The following is a 12,937-nucleotide window of genomic DNA, read 5'->3' on the forward strand; positions in this document are numbered from 1 at the left end:
GAAAACCGATGAGCAAGCCAAAAGTGATCCTCACCCGCCGCTGGCCGCGCGAGGTGGAAGCAAAGCTGGCAAGCCGGTTCGACGCGACGTTCAACGAAAGCGACCGGCCTCTCGACCGAAATGGGTTGAGGCTCGCGTTGGAGCAGGCGGACGCTGTTCTGCCAACGGTTTCTGACCGGCTCGACGCCGACCTGTTTGCCGGCGGATCGAGAGCGAAGATTCTTGGCAATTTCGGTGTCGGCTTCAATCACATCGACATCGAAGGGGCGAAAGCCGCTGGGATTGCCGTCACCAACACGCCCGGCGTTTTGACCGACGCGACCGCCGACCTTGCACTTACCCTGCTTTTGATGTGTGCCCGCCGCGCCGGTGAGGGCGAGCGCGAATTGCGTGCCGGCAAATGGTCCGGATGGCGGCCCACGCATCTGTGTGGCACGCATGTCACCGGCAAGACCATAGGCATTATCGGCATGGGCCGCATTGGCCAGGCCGTGGCGCGGCGTTGTCACTTCGGCTTCGGCATGAAGGTGATCTACCACGACGATTTCGCGAGCGATGTGCAGGATTTTCCGGCGCTCCGCATATCCAAGGTCGATCAGGTTTTTGAAGAGGCGGATTTCGTTTCGCTGCACTGCCCAGGCGGCGGCCAAAACATTCACCTGGTCAATGAGCGTCGTCTCGGCCTGATGATGAGATCGGCCATCCTGATCAACACCGCGCGCGGCGACGTGGTTGATGAGGCCGCGCTCATTGCCGCGCTTGAAGCCGGACAGATTGCTGGAGCTGGTCTGGATGTGTTCGAGCATGAGCCGAACGTGCCGCGAGCGCTGCGCGAACGGGAGAACGTCGTGTTTCTGCCGCATCTCGGCAGCGCCACTTCGGAAACCCGCGTGGCGATGGGCATGAAGGTGATCGAGAACCTGACCGCCTTTTTCGAGGGACGCCGTCCACCCGACCTAGTTTCCTGACGCAACGCCCGAACGCAAAACTGAGATCGTCGTCCGAGCGGCGGCAGAGGAGATACCATGTCTGATTTTTTCGAAAGAAGCCTCGAGGGCGACCAGCAGATCCTAAAGGCCATTCGTCTTGAGCAACACCGACAGCAATCCGAGATCGAGCTGATCGCGTCGGAGAACATCGTTTCCCCGGCCGTGCTTGCGGCGCAAGGATCGGTGATGACCAACAAATATGCTGAAGGTTACCCGGGCCGCCGCTACTATGGCGGCTGCGAGTACGTGGATCTGGTGGAAGCGGCGGCGATCGAGCGCACGATGCAGCTCTTCGGTGCCGGCTATGCGAATGTGCAACCTCACTCCGGGGCACAGGCCAATGGTGCCGTGATGATGGCGGTGCTGAAGCCCGGCGACACCTTGATGGGTTTGTCGCTGTCGGCAGGCGGGCATCTGACCCACGGCGCTAAGCCCACGCTCTCCGGCAAATGGTTCAACGCGGTCCAGTACGGCGTCACGCAGGAGACCAGCCTGATCGACTACGATGAGGTCCAGGCAAAGGCGCTCGAGCACCGGCCGAAGCTGATTATTGCGGGCGGCTCGGCCTATCCGCGCACTATCGATTTTACCCGATTCCGTGAAATCGCGGATTCAGTCGGCGCGCTGCTGATGGTCGATATGGCGCATTTTGCCGGCTTGGTCGCCGGCGGTGTTCATCCCAATCCGGTAGTGCTTGCCGATGTCGTAACCACGACGACGCACAAGACGCTGCGTGGCCCACGCGGCGGCATGATCCTGACCAACAATCCGGATCTTGCCAAGAAGCTGAATTCGGCGGTGTTCCCCGGCCTGCAGGGCGGTCCGTTGATGCATGTTATTGCTGCCAAGGCCGTCGCCTTGGGTGAAGCCTTGGAGGACGGGTTCAAGACGTATGCTCGGCAGACGGTGGCGAATGCCAGAATGTTGGCCGCAACGCTGGGCGAGCGCGGGTTCGACATTGTCTCCGGCGGAACCGATACGCATTTGCTGCTGGTCGACCTGCGGGGCAAGGGCCTGTCCGGCAAGGACGCCGAGGAGGCGTTGGGCAGGGCAGGACTGACCTGCAATAAGAACGGCATTCCCTTCGATCCGGCGCCGCCTGCCGTCACCTCCGGCATCCGTCTCGGCACGCCGGCCGCCACGACGCGGGGTTTCGGAGAAGGCGAGTTCGCCCGTGTCGGCAATCTCATAGCCGATGTCCTTGACTCAGTCGGAACGCAATCGGGCACCGAACAGGAGAAGGCAGCTCGGCAGTCGGTCGAGGAGCTTTGCGAGGCATTCCCGATCTACGAGGCCAAGCATCGTTGACCCATCTTTGCTCTGGTCGGACGGCAGGAGGAGCCTGCACGCCCGGGTGCGGCGCTTGATGTCCGGCTTGGGCGGTGTCTTCCCGATCCTTGGCTATTCGGAAAAGTTCGTCCCGGATCTCGTTGCCGGGCGCGGCTGGCTGGTCGGGGTGGCCATCATCGCCGGCAACCGGATGCCGTTCCGGATCATTGGGGCGATCTGCCCTATGTGGCCTCGCTGGTGCGGCTTGCCGGCCTGCGCTCGCGCACCCATCAACCGGTGGCGCTCGGCATTCCCTACATCAGGGAATAGTTCCCGGTCAGCTGGCCGGGCGGAAGGGCTTTGCCAGCGATGCCGGGAAATGCAGCGCCAGCATCTGCCGGTTTCGCGAGATCAGCACCAGCACAATGATGGTGGCCAGATAGGGCAGGGCGGACAGCAGTTCGGACGGCACTTCAAGCCCGAGCGCCTGCCCCTGCAGCTGTAAGATCGTCATGCCGCCGAACAGCCAGGCGCCAAGCAGGATGCGCAGCGGCCGCCAGGTGGCGAACACGACCAGCGCCAGCGCGATCCAGCCCTTGCCGGCGGTCATGTTCTCGACCCAGAGCGGCGTGTAGGCGACCGACAAATAGGCGCCCGCCAGGCCGGCCATCGCCCCGCCGAACAGCACGGCCATGTATCTGATCCTGATCACCGGATAGCCGATCGCATGCGACGTCTGCGGTGACTCGCCGATCGTGCGCAGAACCAGGCCAGCCTTGGTGCGGTAGAGAAACCAGCTAATGGCGATGAACATCGCAAGGGCCAGATAGACCATCGGATCGAAGCGAAACAGCAGCGAACCGATCAGCGGCAGATTGGACAGGAAGGGGATGTCGACCCCGTGCAGCGCCTCGATCGGCTCGCTGCCGAAGCCGCGGCCGAGGAAGGCCGACACGCCGGAGCCGAAGATCGCCAGCGCCAGTCCGGCCGCATATTGATTGGTGAGGAAAGTCAGCGCCAGGACCCCGAACAGCAGCGAGGCGGCGGCACCTGCCAGCGCGCCGGCAAGGATCGCGGCAGGCATCGAATAGCCCGCGGTGACGGCCCAAAAGGCGAGTGCCGCGCCCATCAGCATCATGCCTTCGATGCCGAGGTTGAGCACGCCCGATTTCTCGACCATCAGTTCGCCAAGCGCTGCGAATATCAGCGGCGTGGCGGCGATGACGGTGCCGGTGAAGATGGCAATGAACAGATCCATCAGGCTGTCTCCAGCGCATGCGTGTCTCGGGCCGGCCGTATCAGGCGAATGCGATAGAAAATGAAGAAGTCGGCGGCGAGCAGGAAGAACAGAAGGATGCCCTGGAAGATGCGGGTCAGCGCCGAGGGAAGGCCCAGCGTCATCTGCACGCCTTCGCCGCCGAGGAAAAGCAGCGACATCAACAGCCCGCCGAGAACGATGCCGAAAGCATTCAGCCGTCCAATGAAGGCGACGATGATGGCTGCGAAACCGTAGCCGGGCGAAATCTGCGGCGAGAGCTGGCCGAGCGGCCCGGCGGCTTCCGCCATGCCGGCGATGCCGGCCGCCGCGCCGCCTGCCAGCAGCCCGATCCAGACCGCGGCCGATTCGCGAAAGCCGGCATAGCGGGCGGCAAGCGGTGCCGCGCCGCTCACCGACATCTTGTAACCAAGGAAACTGCGATCGGTGAAAAGCCACATCACAAGCACAGCGACGACGGTGATGAAGATCGAAGAGTTGAGCCGGTAGGCGGGGTCGAAGGATGCGAACAGGGCGGCTGTCGGCAGAAGCGCCGTCTGCGGATAGTTGAAACCGGCCGGATCGCGCCACGGTCCATGCACGAGATAGGACAGGAACAGTGTGGCGATGTAGGTCATCATCAGCGTGACCAGGATCTCGTTGGTGTTCATGCGGGCGCGCAGGAAGGCGGGAATCGCCGCCCATGCCATGCCGGCGCCCATGCCGGCGATGAACATCATCGGCAAAAGCAGCAAGCTCTCCGGGTTCGGCCAGAACAGGCCGACGCCGGTCGCCGCAATCGCCCCCATGGTGAACTGGCCCTCGGCGCCGATGTTCCAGACATTGGCGCGGAATCCAACCGCCAGCCCACACGCGATGAGGATCAGCGGTGAAGCCTTGAGCAGCCATTCCGACAGCCCATTCATCGAATTCAGGGGCTCGATGAAGAAGGCATAGAGCGTTGGCAGTGGATCGTGTCCGAGCGAGGCAAAAAAGATCGAGCCGACGATCAGCGTCAAAACCGACGCCAGAACCGGCGCCACAACGCGCATAGTTGCCGAGGGCTCCGGCCTTTGTTCAATCCTGAAGCGCAACGTCGCCACTCCCATGTGCCATTGGGTCCTTGGTCATCACCAGGCCAGTCATCAGCAGTCCGATCTCCTCGCGGTCGGTCGTCTTGCGCACCAGCGGCGGCGACACCCGGCCCTGGCAGATCACTAGCAGCCGGTCGCAGATCTCGAACAACTCGTCGAGCTCTTCGGAGACGACGAGCACAGCGGCACCGGCGCGGCTGAGGTCAACGATGGTCTGGCGGATGAAGGCGCTGGCGCCGACGTCGACACCCCAGGTCGGCTGGGAAATAAGCAGCAGCTTCGGCTCGAGCGCGATCTCACGGCCGACGATGAATTTCTGCAGATTTCCGCCCGACAGGCTCTGGGCAGTCGCGCCTGGACCGTTGGCCTTGACCTTGAACCTGTCGATGATGCCGGCGGCGAAGGCGCTGGCCTTGCGGCGGTCGACCAATCCGCGGCGGACGGTACCGAAGCGGTGGGCGGTCAGCACCGCGTTTTCCCAAAGTGTGTGCGACGGCACGGCGCCGCGCCCCAGCCGCTCTTCAGGGACGAAGGCGAGACCGAGCTTGCGGCGCTCGTCGGAACGAAGGCGAGCGGCAGCGCTACCGCAAATCCTGATCGCGTCGTTGTTGTGATGCGTGCGTTCCCCGCTGAGCAAGGCGATGAGTTCGGCCTGGCCGTTTCCGGAAACGCCGGCAAGCCCGACGATTTCTCCGCCCCGTACATCAAAGGAAACATCCTTGAGATCGACGCCGAAATGATCGCGCGCCTTGACAGACAGGCCCCTGACCTCAAGCACCGGTTTCTCGCTCGGGACCGGAGGGCTGACATGCATTTCCGGAAGCTTCGAGCCGACCATCATGCGGGCAAGCTCGAGCGAGGTCGTCTCTTTCGGACGGGCGGTGCCGGTGACCTTGCCGTTGCGCAGCACTGTGGCGGTGTCGCAGAGCTCCTGCACCTCGTCGAGCTTGTGGCTGATATAGACGATGCTGCAGCCCTCGGCGGCGAGCTGCCGCAGCGTCTCGAACAGCTTGACCACGGCCTGTGGCGTCAAAACCGATGTCGGCTCGTCGAGGATCAGAAGCTTGGGCGCCTGCAGCAGGCAGCGCACGATCTCCACGCGCTGGCGCTCGCCGACCGAGAGGTCATGCACCTGGCGATGCGGATCGATCGGCATACCGTATCGAAGCGAAAGCTCGCGGATCTTCTCGGCGAGGGAGGGCAAGTGGAAGGCGCTGCTTGCCGAAAGCGCGATGTTTTCGACGACCGAAACGGATTCGAACAGCGCGAAATGCTGGTAGACCATCTCGATGCCGAGCGCGCGCGACGTCGCCGGATTGTGCGCGGCGATAAGCTTGCCGTCGCAATAGATCTCGCCGGAATCGGCCTGCGCGGCGCCGTAGATGATCTTCATCAGCGTCGACTTGCCGGCGCCGTTCTCGCCTAGCACGGCATGGATCTCGCCGGGCTGGATCGAAAGCGAGACGTCGTCATTGGCGACGACGCCGGGATAGCGCTTCGAGACGTTGCGCAATTCTAATCGCGGATGCATGGCGGTCCTGCCGTGGCGTGAAGCGAGGTTGGACGGGAATCAGGCAGGAGGCGCCGAAGCGGCGGCTTCGGCACCTTCCTGGGTCTTGCAGAGGATCAGCTCAACCTGCCGATCATTCCCTTGACGAACCAGTTAATGCCGCGAATGCCGTCGTCGGCCAGAACCGAACCGGCGGCAACCTTGACGTTGCCGTCCTGGTCTTTCAGTTCGCCGGCATAGGGGTGCACCTTGCCGCTGCCGACATCGGCTTCGAGCTGCTTGAGCTTGGCCTTCGTATCGACCGGCATGCCGTCATTGTAGGGCGCCATCTTCACCACACCGGCGGCCAGTCCATCCCAGCGCACTTCAGATTTCCAGGTGCCGGCGGCGACAGCCTTGGCCGCGCCGACATAGTCGCTGGTCCAGTCGAGGACAAACGAAGTCAGCTGTTTGCCCGAAGCGAACTTCGCCATATCGCTGGCATAGCCGATCGACCAAGCGCCGCCTTCGCCAGCGACCTGCACGCCGGTCGCTGTTCCGGTTGTCGAGCATATTACGTCACAACCTTGTGAAAGCAGCGTCTTGGCGGCTTCCTTTTCCTTGCCGGGATCGAACCAGGAATTCAGGAAGATGGCGTTGCAGGTGGCATTGGCGTTAACGCTCTGCGCGCCGAGCAGCAGCGCGTTGGCCATGCCAACTACGTCCGGGATAGGAAAGCCGCCGATAAAACCGATCCTCCCTGCCTTCGACATATAGCCGGCGGCAGCTCCCGCCACGAAGGTGCCTTCGTGATATTTGGCTTCGAATGTGCCGAGATTGGCTAAGTGCATGATGCCGGAACAATGTTCGAATGCCACCTGGGGGAAGCGGGGCGCCACTTTTTGCATCGGCGTTCCATGCGAAAAACTTGTACCGAAGATCAGCTTGTTGCCGGCGCTGGCGAGCTCTCGGAAGATACGCTCGGCGTCCTGCGGCATGAAGATATTGTCTATCACCGTTAGGGCGACCATGTCGCCAAACTGAGCCTTTAGCGCATCGACGGCGAGCGAATGTTGCTTTGTCCAGCCAATTTCAGCTTCGGTATCTACGTAGACGACTCCAATCTTCAACGGCTCGTTCGCAAAAGAAATTTTGGCAAAAGTACTAACGCCTAGTGCAGCGCCGGTGTATTTCAGAACCTGCCTCCTGTCTATTTCAAACATTTCAGCGCTTCCCCTTGTTTTGGCTTGCTAGTCGATCGTTGCTTGCTCTGGTCTCACCGAAGTCATTTGCGCGTGTGAACGTGCTGCCGCAATTGTGTGACCACAATATTTCTGTCAGGCGTTGAGTCAGAAAGCTTGGCGGTTGCCTCGCCCTCTCTCGCAAGATAGGGCCGCAGAGCTTCTGGCAGACTCAATTCAGGAAACACCTGCCGGTCCATAACGTAGCCCCGAATCACAGCCCTATAGTGCGCATCGGTCAATTCCATGGCCTGCTTCAGGCGTCCCTTTTCCAGCAAGTCGACCAAACGCGAGTGATCGTCCAACAGATTGCAATAGTCCCAGTCAGCTGTGACCAACGAACGTATCAACGTCGTTCGCCGCACAAGTTGGGCGTGCATCTCCTGCATGACTCTGTTTCTACTCAGGCGGAGAACCAGCGTATGAAATTCCTGACCTAGTACGTCTGCCAAGGCATGATTGCCATCGACTGTCGCTTGACGCTGCCGCTCGATCTGTTGGCGAAGCTCCGCCCAGCCGGCGGGCCCAAGGCGCTCGCTCAGCTGGGCAGCCACACCCTGTTCGATCAAACTTAGGGCATCGTAGATCTCTAGTGCGTCCTGCATTGACGGGCGGGCGACGAAGGCACCCCGGTTACGCTCCATATGGACGAGGTCATCGTCGCTCAGCCTGATCAATGCCTGCCGTACAACAATGCGGCTGCACTGGAAGATTTCTGCAAGTTCACGCTCACCAAGCTTACATCCCGGTACCAGACGATGGTCCATAATCGCTCGGATCAAAATGTCCGCAATCTTGTGTGACTGGCTTGGCACGTCAGCCTCTCCTGTATGTCATGCACTTTGTGTGCGGATACTTGTCAGAAACCAACAGCCGCACTTCCCTTCCGCGCGAAGGAGTCGACGGTTCCATGGCAATCTGGCCACAAACTTTAGTATGACTGGCAAAAAAAAAAATTCAATATGGGTTGCAAAAAAAAGAAATTGGTATCCAATGTTGTGAGAGTTGGTTGTCGATACGCTCTGAAGTGGGACTGATGGAGGTGGTCGTCGTGGTTGGTGATTTTGGACTTCGCAACGACTGGCACGTGGTGGCAGACCAGGCAAACCTGGTTGGCGTAGACCAGTTCGATGCGCGCCTTTTAGGCGCGGACATCACCGTGCGTCGGCAAGCACGAGACGGGTTTGAGGTGGTGCGCAACGATACCGGCGAACCGGTGCACTCCGCGCAGCGGTACGGCTACATATGGGCGTGCCTCGGAACACCGGAGCGAGAGATCCTGTTCATCCCAGAGGCGACTGAACCAAATCGACATCTCGTTACTGCGGGCTCGATCGCTGTGAGGGTATCAGGACTACGCGCGGTCGAAAATTTTCTGGACATGGCCCATTTTCCATTTTTGCATACCGGATGGTTGGGGGAAGAGCCCCACACCGAAGTAACACCCTATAAAGTAGAACTTACGGCAGAAGATGAACTAGTCGCGACGGAATGCAAATTCTTTCAGCCTGTGTCTTTCCCAACCGCTAAAGGTGGATTCATTGTCGAATACACCTACAAAGTATTCCGCCCTTACACGGTGGCGCTTTATAAAACTAATTCGGTAGTCACGCATCGTCGCGACGTTATAGTTCTTTTTGTTCAACCGGTAGATGAAGAGAACTGCGTCGCCCATCCCTTCCTCTGCTACGTCAAGGAAGGTGTCGATGTGGCTACCGTCCGAGCCTTCACACAGCTGATTTTCGGGCAGGATAAGCCGATCCTTGAAAATCAGGTTCCCAAGCGCCTGCCTCTCGATCCCCGCGCCGAGACGCCGATCCGTGCCGATGCCGTGTCGGTTTCATACCGCCGGTGGCTTCGCGACCGGTCGATTACATACGGCGCCATTCCCGCGAACGCCTAACAGCGCATTTCATACAGGAAGATGAGAATGTCCTTATCAAGATGTTCAGATCGGGCGATCCTCGATCTCTGGCACCCTATCGGCGCCATCGCCGAATTTTTGCCTGGCGGTGTTCAGGACACTGTATTGCTCGAGGAGCGTCTGAAGTTCGAGGTCGGGTCCGACGGTCAAGCGGTGGTCTGGCGTTTTCGGCCTGATTTGCTACGTGCCAACCAGGTTTCGCCTGCCGATAGGCTTCCTGCGAGAAGTGCCTATGGCTATGTCTGGACTTCGCTCGGATCTCCGCCTCCGAACCTATTCTCCATCCCAGAATATGCTGAGCCTGACCGGCGCAATATGAACGCTGCAACAGTTGGCGTTCATGTCTCGGCGCCTCGCGCAATCGAGAACTTTTTGGATATGGGGCACTTTCCGTATGTCCACACCGACATCCTCGGCGCGGAACCCCACACCGAGGTCAAAGAATATGACGTGGAGGTCTCGATTGAGCGCGACGAGATCCTTGCTACGCGTTGTCGCTTTTACCAGCCTATGGCCTCTACTGCTTCCTCTGGTGGCGCGGATGTCGAATATATTTATCGCGTGCCGCATCCTTATTGCTCAGTTCTGTACAAATCGAGCCCAATCGACATGAGCCGGCTAGATGTGATTGCGGTTTTCATGCAAGCGACGGATCAGGAGCATGTACGTGCACACATGCTCATGAGCGTCCTCGACAACAACAATGAGGACAAAATCATCAAGCGGTTCCAGCAGACGATATTCGGCCAGGACAAGCCGATCCTCGAGAACCAGGTGCCAAAGCGCTTGCCGCTGGACCCGCGCGCTGAAACACCGATCCGGGCCGACAAGTCGGCCATCGCCTATCGGCGTTGGCTTAGCCAGAAGGGCGTGACCTACGGCGTCATCCCGGTCGCGGCCTGACAGATTTTTGGAGACGACGAATGTTGCAAGAAGCCAGGAACCGGTGGCATCCGATTGCCGCTGCCCATGATTTGCCCCACCGCCACGTTTTCCATGGCCAGTTGCTTGGCCGGGAATTTGCTGTCTGGCGCGCCGATGACGGGTACGTCAACATCTGGGAGAACCGCTGCCTGCACCGCGGCGTAAGGCTGTCGATCGGTATCAATGACGGGCGTGAACTGAAGTGCCAGTACCATGGCTGGCGCTATTCGAACCGCACCGCCGGCTGTACCTATATTCCGGCGCATCCCGCCGATGCACCGGCCCGCACCATCACCAACCGCACCTTTCCGGCCGTGGAGCGTTATGGGCTTGTCTGGTCCTCGGAGGAGCCGCAAGGGGAAGTTCCAGATGTCACTTGGCTGTCGGAGGAAAAGTTGCTTGCCTTGCGCGGCATTCCGGTCAATGCGCCTGCCGACAAGGTCGTGGAAACGCTAAAGGCCTATCGTTTCCAACCCAGTGGGGCCGTCGAGGGTGACAGTGCCGAGATCGTCGTGAAAGCCGTGCAGGATTTTGCCGTGGCGCTGCGCTCCCGTGACGGCAGCGAGGAAACGCATGGCGTCTTCTTCGTTCAACCCGTCGATTCCAACCGCTCGGTCATTCGCGGCGTGCTCGACGGGGAAATCAAGGGAGCGACGCGCATCGCCATTCTGCGCCATCACAACGAGCGGCTTGCCAAGCTGCGCGATGCGGTGGAGCGCGAGGCGGCAAAGTCGATCGCGCCCGCGCCGCTCGAGCCCATCTACGAACGAGTGTCGGCCGAACTCGCCGAGATGCCGGAGTTGACGTCGCATGGTCGCAAGGCGGCGCTGCGCGTCACGGTGGCACGGAAATGGCAGACCGCCGATGGGATCGCCGGATTCGAACTTCGCCCGATCAAGGGCATCCTGCCGACGTTCCAGCCTGGGGCGCATATCGATGTTCATATGCCCAGTGGCGAGGTCCGGCAATATTCGATCACCAACGGTCCCGGCGAAACCGATGGTTTCACCATCGGCGTCAAACTTGAACGGGATTCGAAGGGCGGCTCGAAATGCATGCACGAGACCGTGCGTGAAGGCGATGTGCTGGCGATTTCAGAGCCACGCAACAACTTCCCGCTGCGCCGCGATGCGATCAAGACGCTGTTCGTTGCCGGCGGCATCGGCATCACACCGCTGCTGGCCATGGCGCAGGCGCTGAAGAACCAGGATTTGACGCATGAGCTTCACTACTTCGCGCAAGGGCAAGAGCATCTTGCTTTCGCCGATCGGCTGAAGCGGCTCGGCGATGCGCTGAAGCCGCATCTCGGGCTCTCACCCGATCAGACGGGCGCCGAGCTTCGCCAGATCCTCACTGGCTACCGGGACGGCATGCATCTCTACATCTGCGGTCCCGGTCCGATGCTGGAGGCCGCGCGCAAGATCGCGGCGGAGCAGGGTTGGCCCGACAGTGCTGTGCATTTCGAGTATTTCAAGAACACCAACAAGATCGACGACAGTTCGAGCTTCGAGGTGGCGCTGGCGCGGTCCTGTGTCACGCTCCAGGTGCCGGCCGGAAAGACCATTCTGCAGGTCATGCGCGAGAGCGGTATCGACGTGCCATCCTCCTGCGAGCAAGGCGCCTGCGGCACCTGCATTGCGACGGTGATTGAAGGTGAGCCGGACCATCAGGACGTTTATCTCAACGACGACGAGCGCAAGTCCGGGACGAAGATAATGACCTGCGTCTCGCGCGCCAAGTCGGCGCGCCTCGTTCTGGATATCTAGGAGCCGCCAATGATCTCGCTTTATGACTACGAACTGTCTGGCAACTGCTACAAATTGCGGCTCCTGATGAGCTTTCTCGGCGTCGACTACAAGACGGTGCCGATCGACTTCTATCCCGGCCGCGAGCACAAGTCAGAGGCGTTCCTGAGGCTCAACCCGCTCGGCCAGTTGCCGGTCATCGACGACGACGGGATGATCCTGCGCGATGCCCAGGCGATCCTCGTCTATCTCGCGTCGAAACACGATCCGTCGGGCAAATGGTATCCGAGGGACAACCCGGCGCTTCTCGGCGAAATCAGCCAGTGGCTGGCTTTCGCCGACGGCATCACCTCGACGGCATCCGCCGCCCGCCTGCACGATGCGCTGTTCTACGACTTCGACATCGACGCCGCCCGCGCTGGCGCGCACAGGCTGTTCCGCATCCTCGACGAGCATCTCTGGTTCGGCGAACAGGAAGGCCGCGAGTGGATCTGCTCAGGCGCGCATCCAACGATCGCCGATATCGCGTGCTTTCCCTATATCATGCTGTCGGAGGACGGGGGCATTCCGCGCCAGGATTATTCCGCGATCCGTCGCTGGTGCGATCGCGTAAAGCGCATCAAAGGTTTCACCGTGATGTCGGGCGTGTTCCCTGCCGGACCGGCCAAGGCAGCCTGAGTACTTCAAGACAATCCAGCCGGGTGTGGACCGGCGAGACATTGGGAGTGAAAGAATGAAAACGCGTGCCGCGGTTGCTGTTGGTGCGGGAAAGCCGCTCGAGATCATGGAGGTGGACCTCGAGGGCCCGCGCGAGGGAGAGGTGCTGGTCGAGATCAAAGCGACCGGCATCTGCCACACGGACGAGTTTACGCTTTCCGGCGCCGATCCCGAGGGCCTGTTCCCGGCGATCCTCGGCCATGAAGGCGCCGGCGTTGTCGTCGATGTCGGTAAGGGCGTCACCTCGGTCAAGAAGGGCGACCACGTCATCCCGCTCTATACGCCGGAAT

Annotated in this window: 12 protein-coding genes; 7 read left to right on the forward strand and 5 right to left on the reverse strand. The window is 60.7% G+C overall.

Going from position 1 to position 12,937, the window contains the following annotated elements:
• Positions 1 to 8 precede the first annotated feature (8 nt).
• Positions 9 to 968, forward strand: coding sequence for a 2-hydroxyacid dehydrogenase (locus tag NKH43_RS26070; RefSeq protein ID WP_352860514.1), 960 nt, complete (start codon positions 9 to 11; stop codon positions 966 to 968).
• Between the two features lie 57 nt (positions 969 to 1,025).
• Positions 1,026 to 2,297, forward strand: a complete 1,272-nt coding sequence (gene glyA, locus NKH43_RS26075; protein WP_352860516.1) for a serine hydroxymethyltransferase — start codon at positions 1,026 to 1,028, stop codon at positions 2,295 to 2,297.
• Positions 2,298 to 2,595: 298 nt separating this feature from the next.
• Here glyA and NKH43_RS26080 read toward each other — a convergent pair whose 3' ends face one another.
• From NKH43_RS26080 to NKH43_RS26100, 5 genes are all read right to left on the reverse strand, one after another.
• Positions 2,596 to 3,516: an ABC transporter permease gene (locus tag NKH43_RS26080; RefSeq protein ID WP_352860518.1), complete on the reverse strand. Its 921-nt coding sequence runs from the start codon at positions 3,514 to 3,516 to the stop codon at positions 2,596 to 2,598.
• Entirely contained in the window at positions 3,516 to 4,607 is a 1,092-nt protein-coding gene (locus NKH43_RS26085) for an ABC transporter permease (RefSeq protein ID WP_352860520.1), read from the reverse strand. The genes NKH43_RS26080 and NKH43_RS26085 overlap by 1 nt, the downstream gene beginning before the upstream one ends.
• The gene (locus NKH43_RS26090; RefSeq protein WP_352860522.1) at positions 4,591 to 6,138 is read right to left on the reverse strand and encodes an ABC transporter ATP-binding protein; all 1,548 of its coding nucleotides are present in this window, start codon (positions 6,136 to 6,138) and stop codon (positions 4,591 to 4,593) included. Before NKH43_RS26090 ends, NKH43_RS26085 begins: the two co-directional genes overlap by 17 nt.
• Positions 6,139 to 6,233: 95 nt before the next feature.
• Positions 6,234 to 7,319, reverse strand: coding sequence for a BMP family ABC transporter substrate-binding protein (locus tag NKH43_RS26095; RefSeq protein WP_352860524.1), 1,086 nt, complete (start codon positions 7,317 to 7,319; stop codon positions 6,234 to 6,236).
• A 62-nt stretch (positions 7,320 to 7,381) separates the two neighbouring features.
• Positions 7,382 to 8,104: a GntR family transcriptional regulator gene (locus tag NKH43_RS26100; RefSeq protein WP_502895861.1), complete on the reverse strand. Its 723-nt coding sequence runs from the start codon at positions 8,102 to 8,104 to the stop codon at positions 7,382 to 7,384.
• A gap of 269 nt (positions 8,105 to 8,373) precedes the next feature.
• Between NKH43_RS26100 and NKH43_RS26105 the strand changes: the two genes are divergently transcribed.
• The 5 genes from NKH43_RS26105 to NKH43_RS26125 all read left to right on the forward strand — a co-directional run.
• On the forward strand, positions 8,374 to 9,240 hold the full coding sequence (locus NKH43_RS26105) for an aromatic ring-hydroxylating dioxygenase subunit alpha (protein WP_352860527.1): 867 nt from the start codon (positions 8,374 to 8,376) through the stop codon (positions 9,238 to 9,240).
• A gap of 27 nt (positions 9,241 to 9,267) precedes the next feature.
• A complete protein-coding gene (locus NKH43_RS26110) occupies positions 9,268 to 10,164 on the forward strand; it encodes an aromatic ring-hydroxylating dioxygenase subunit alpha (protein WP_352860529.1) in 897 nt (298 codons plus the stop codon).
• 20 nt (positions 10,165 to 10,184) lie between these two features.
• The gene (locus NKH43_RS26115; protein WP_352860531.1) at positions 10,185 to 11,951 is read left to right on the forward strand and encodes a Rieske 2Fe-2S domain-containing protein; all 1,767 of its coding nucleotides are present in this window, start codon (positions 10,185 to 10,187) and stop codon (positions 11,949 to 11,951) included.
• A gap of 9 nt (positions 11,952 to 11,960) precedes the next feature.
• A complete protein-coding gene (locus tag NKH43_RS26120; RefSeq protein ID WP_352860533.1) occupies positions 11,961 to 12,608 on the forward strand; it encodes a glutathione S-transferase family protein in 648 nt (215 codons plus the stop codon).
• Between the two features lie 55 nt (positions 12,609 to 12,663).
• A partial coding sequence (locus tag NKH43_RS26125) for an alcohol dehydrogenase catalytic domain-containing protein (protein ID WP_352860535.1) occupies positions 12,664 to 12,937 on the forward strand: 274 nt, incomplete at its 3' end.

It is taken from the genome of Mesorhizobium sp. M1163 (genome assembly GCF_040318415.1).
Classification (GTDB): Bacteria; Pseudomonadota; Alphaproteobacteria; order Rhizobiales; family Rhizobiaceae; genus Mesorhizobium.

What these genes read in the sequence shown, in the direction of transcription:
- NKH43_RS26120 (WP_352860533.1), top strand. Translation starts at nt 11,961, where the DNA reads ATGATCTCGCTTTATGACTACGAACTGTCTGGCAACTGCTACAAATTG.
- NKH43_RS26100 (WP_502895861.1), bottom strand. Translation starts at nt 8,104, where the DNA reads ATGGACCATCGTCTGGTACCGGGATGTAAGCTTGGTGAGCGTGAACTT.
- NKH43_RS26115 (WP_352860531.1), top strand. Translation starts at nt 10,185, where the DNA reads ATGTTGCAAGAAGCCAGGAACCGGTGGCATCCGATTGCCGCTGCCCAT.
- NKH43_RS26110 (WP_352860529.1), top strand. Translation starts at nt 9,268, where the DNA reads ATGTCCTTATCAAGATGTTCAGATCGGGCGATCCTCGATCTCTGGCAC.
- NKH43_RS26090 (WP_352860522.1), bottom strand. Translation starts at nt 6,138, where the DNA reads ATGCATCCGCGATTAGAATTGCGCAACGTCTCGAAGCGCTATCCCGGC.
- NKH43_RS26105 (WP_352860527.1), top strand. Translation starts at nt 8,374, where the DNA reads ATGGAGGTGGTCGTCGTGGTTGGTGATTTTGGACTTCGCAACGACTGG.
- NKH43_RS26080 (WP_352860518.1), bottom strand. Translation starts at nt 3,516, where the DNA reads ATGGATCTGTTCATTGCCATCTTCACCGGCACCGTCATCGCCGCCACG.
- glyA (WP_352860516.1), top strand. Translation starts at nt 1,026, where the DNA reads ATGTCTGATTTTTTCGAAAGAAGCCTCGAGGGCGACCAGCAGATCCTA.
- NKH43_RS26070 (WP_352860514.1), top strand. Translation starts at nt 9, where the DNA reads ATGAGCAAGCCAAAAGTGATCCTCACCCGCCGCTGGCCGCGCGAGGTG.
- NKH43_RS26095 (WP_352860524.1), bottom strand. Translation starts at nt 7,319, where the DNA reads ATGTTTGAAATAGACAGGAGGCAGGTTCTGAAATACACCGGCGCTGCA.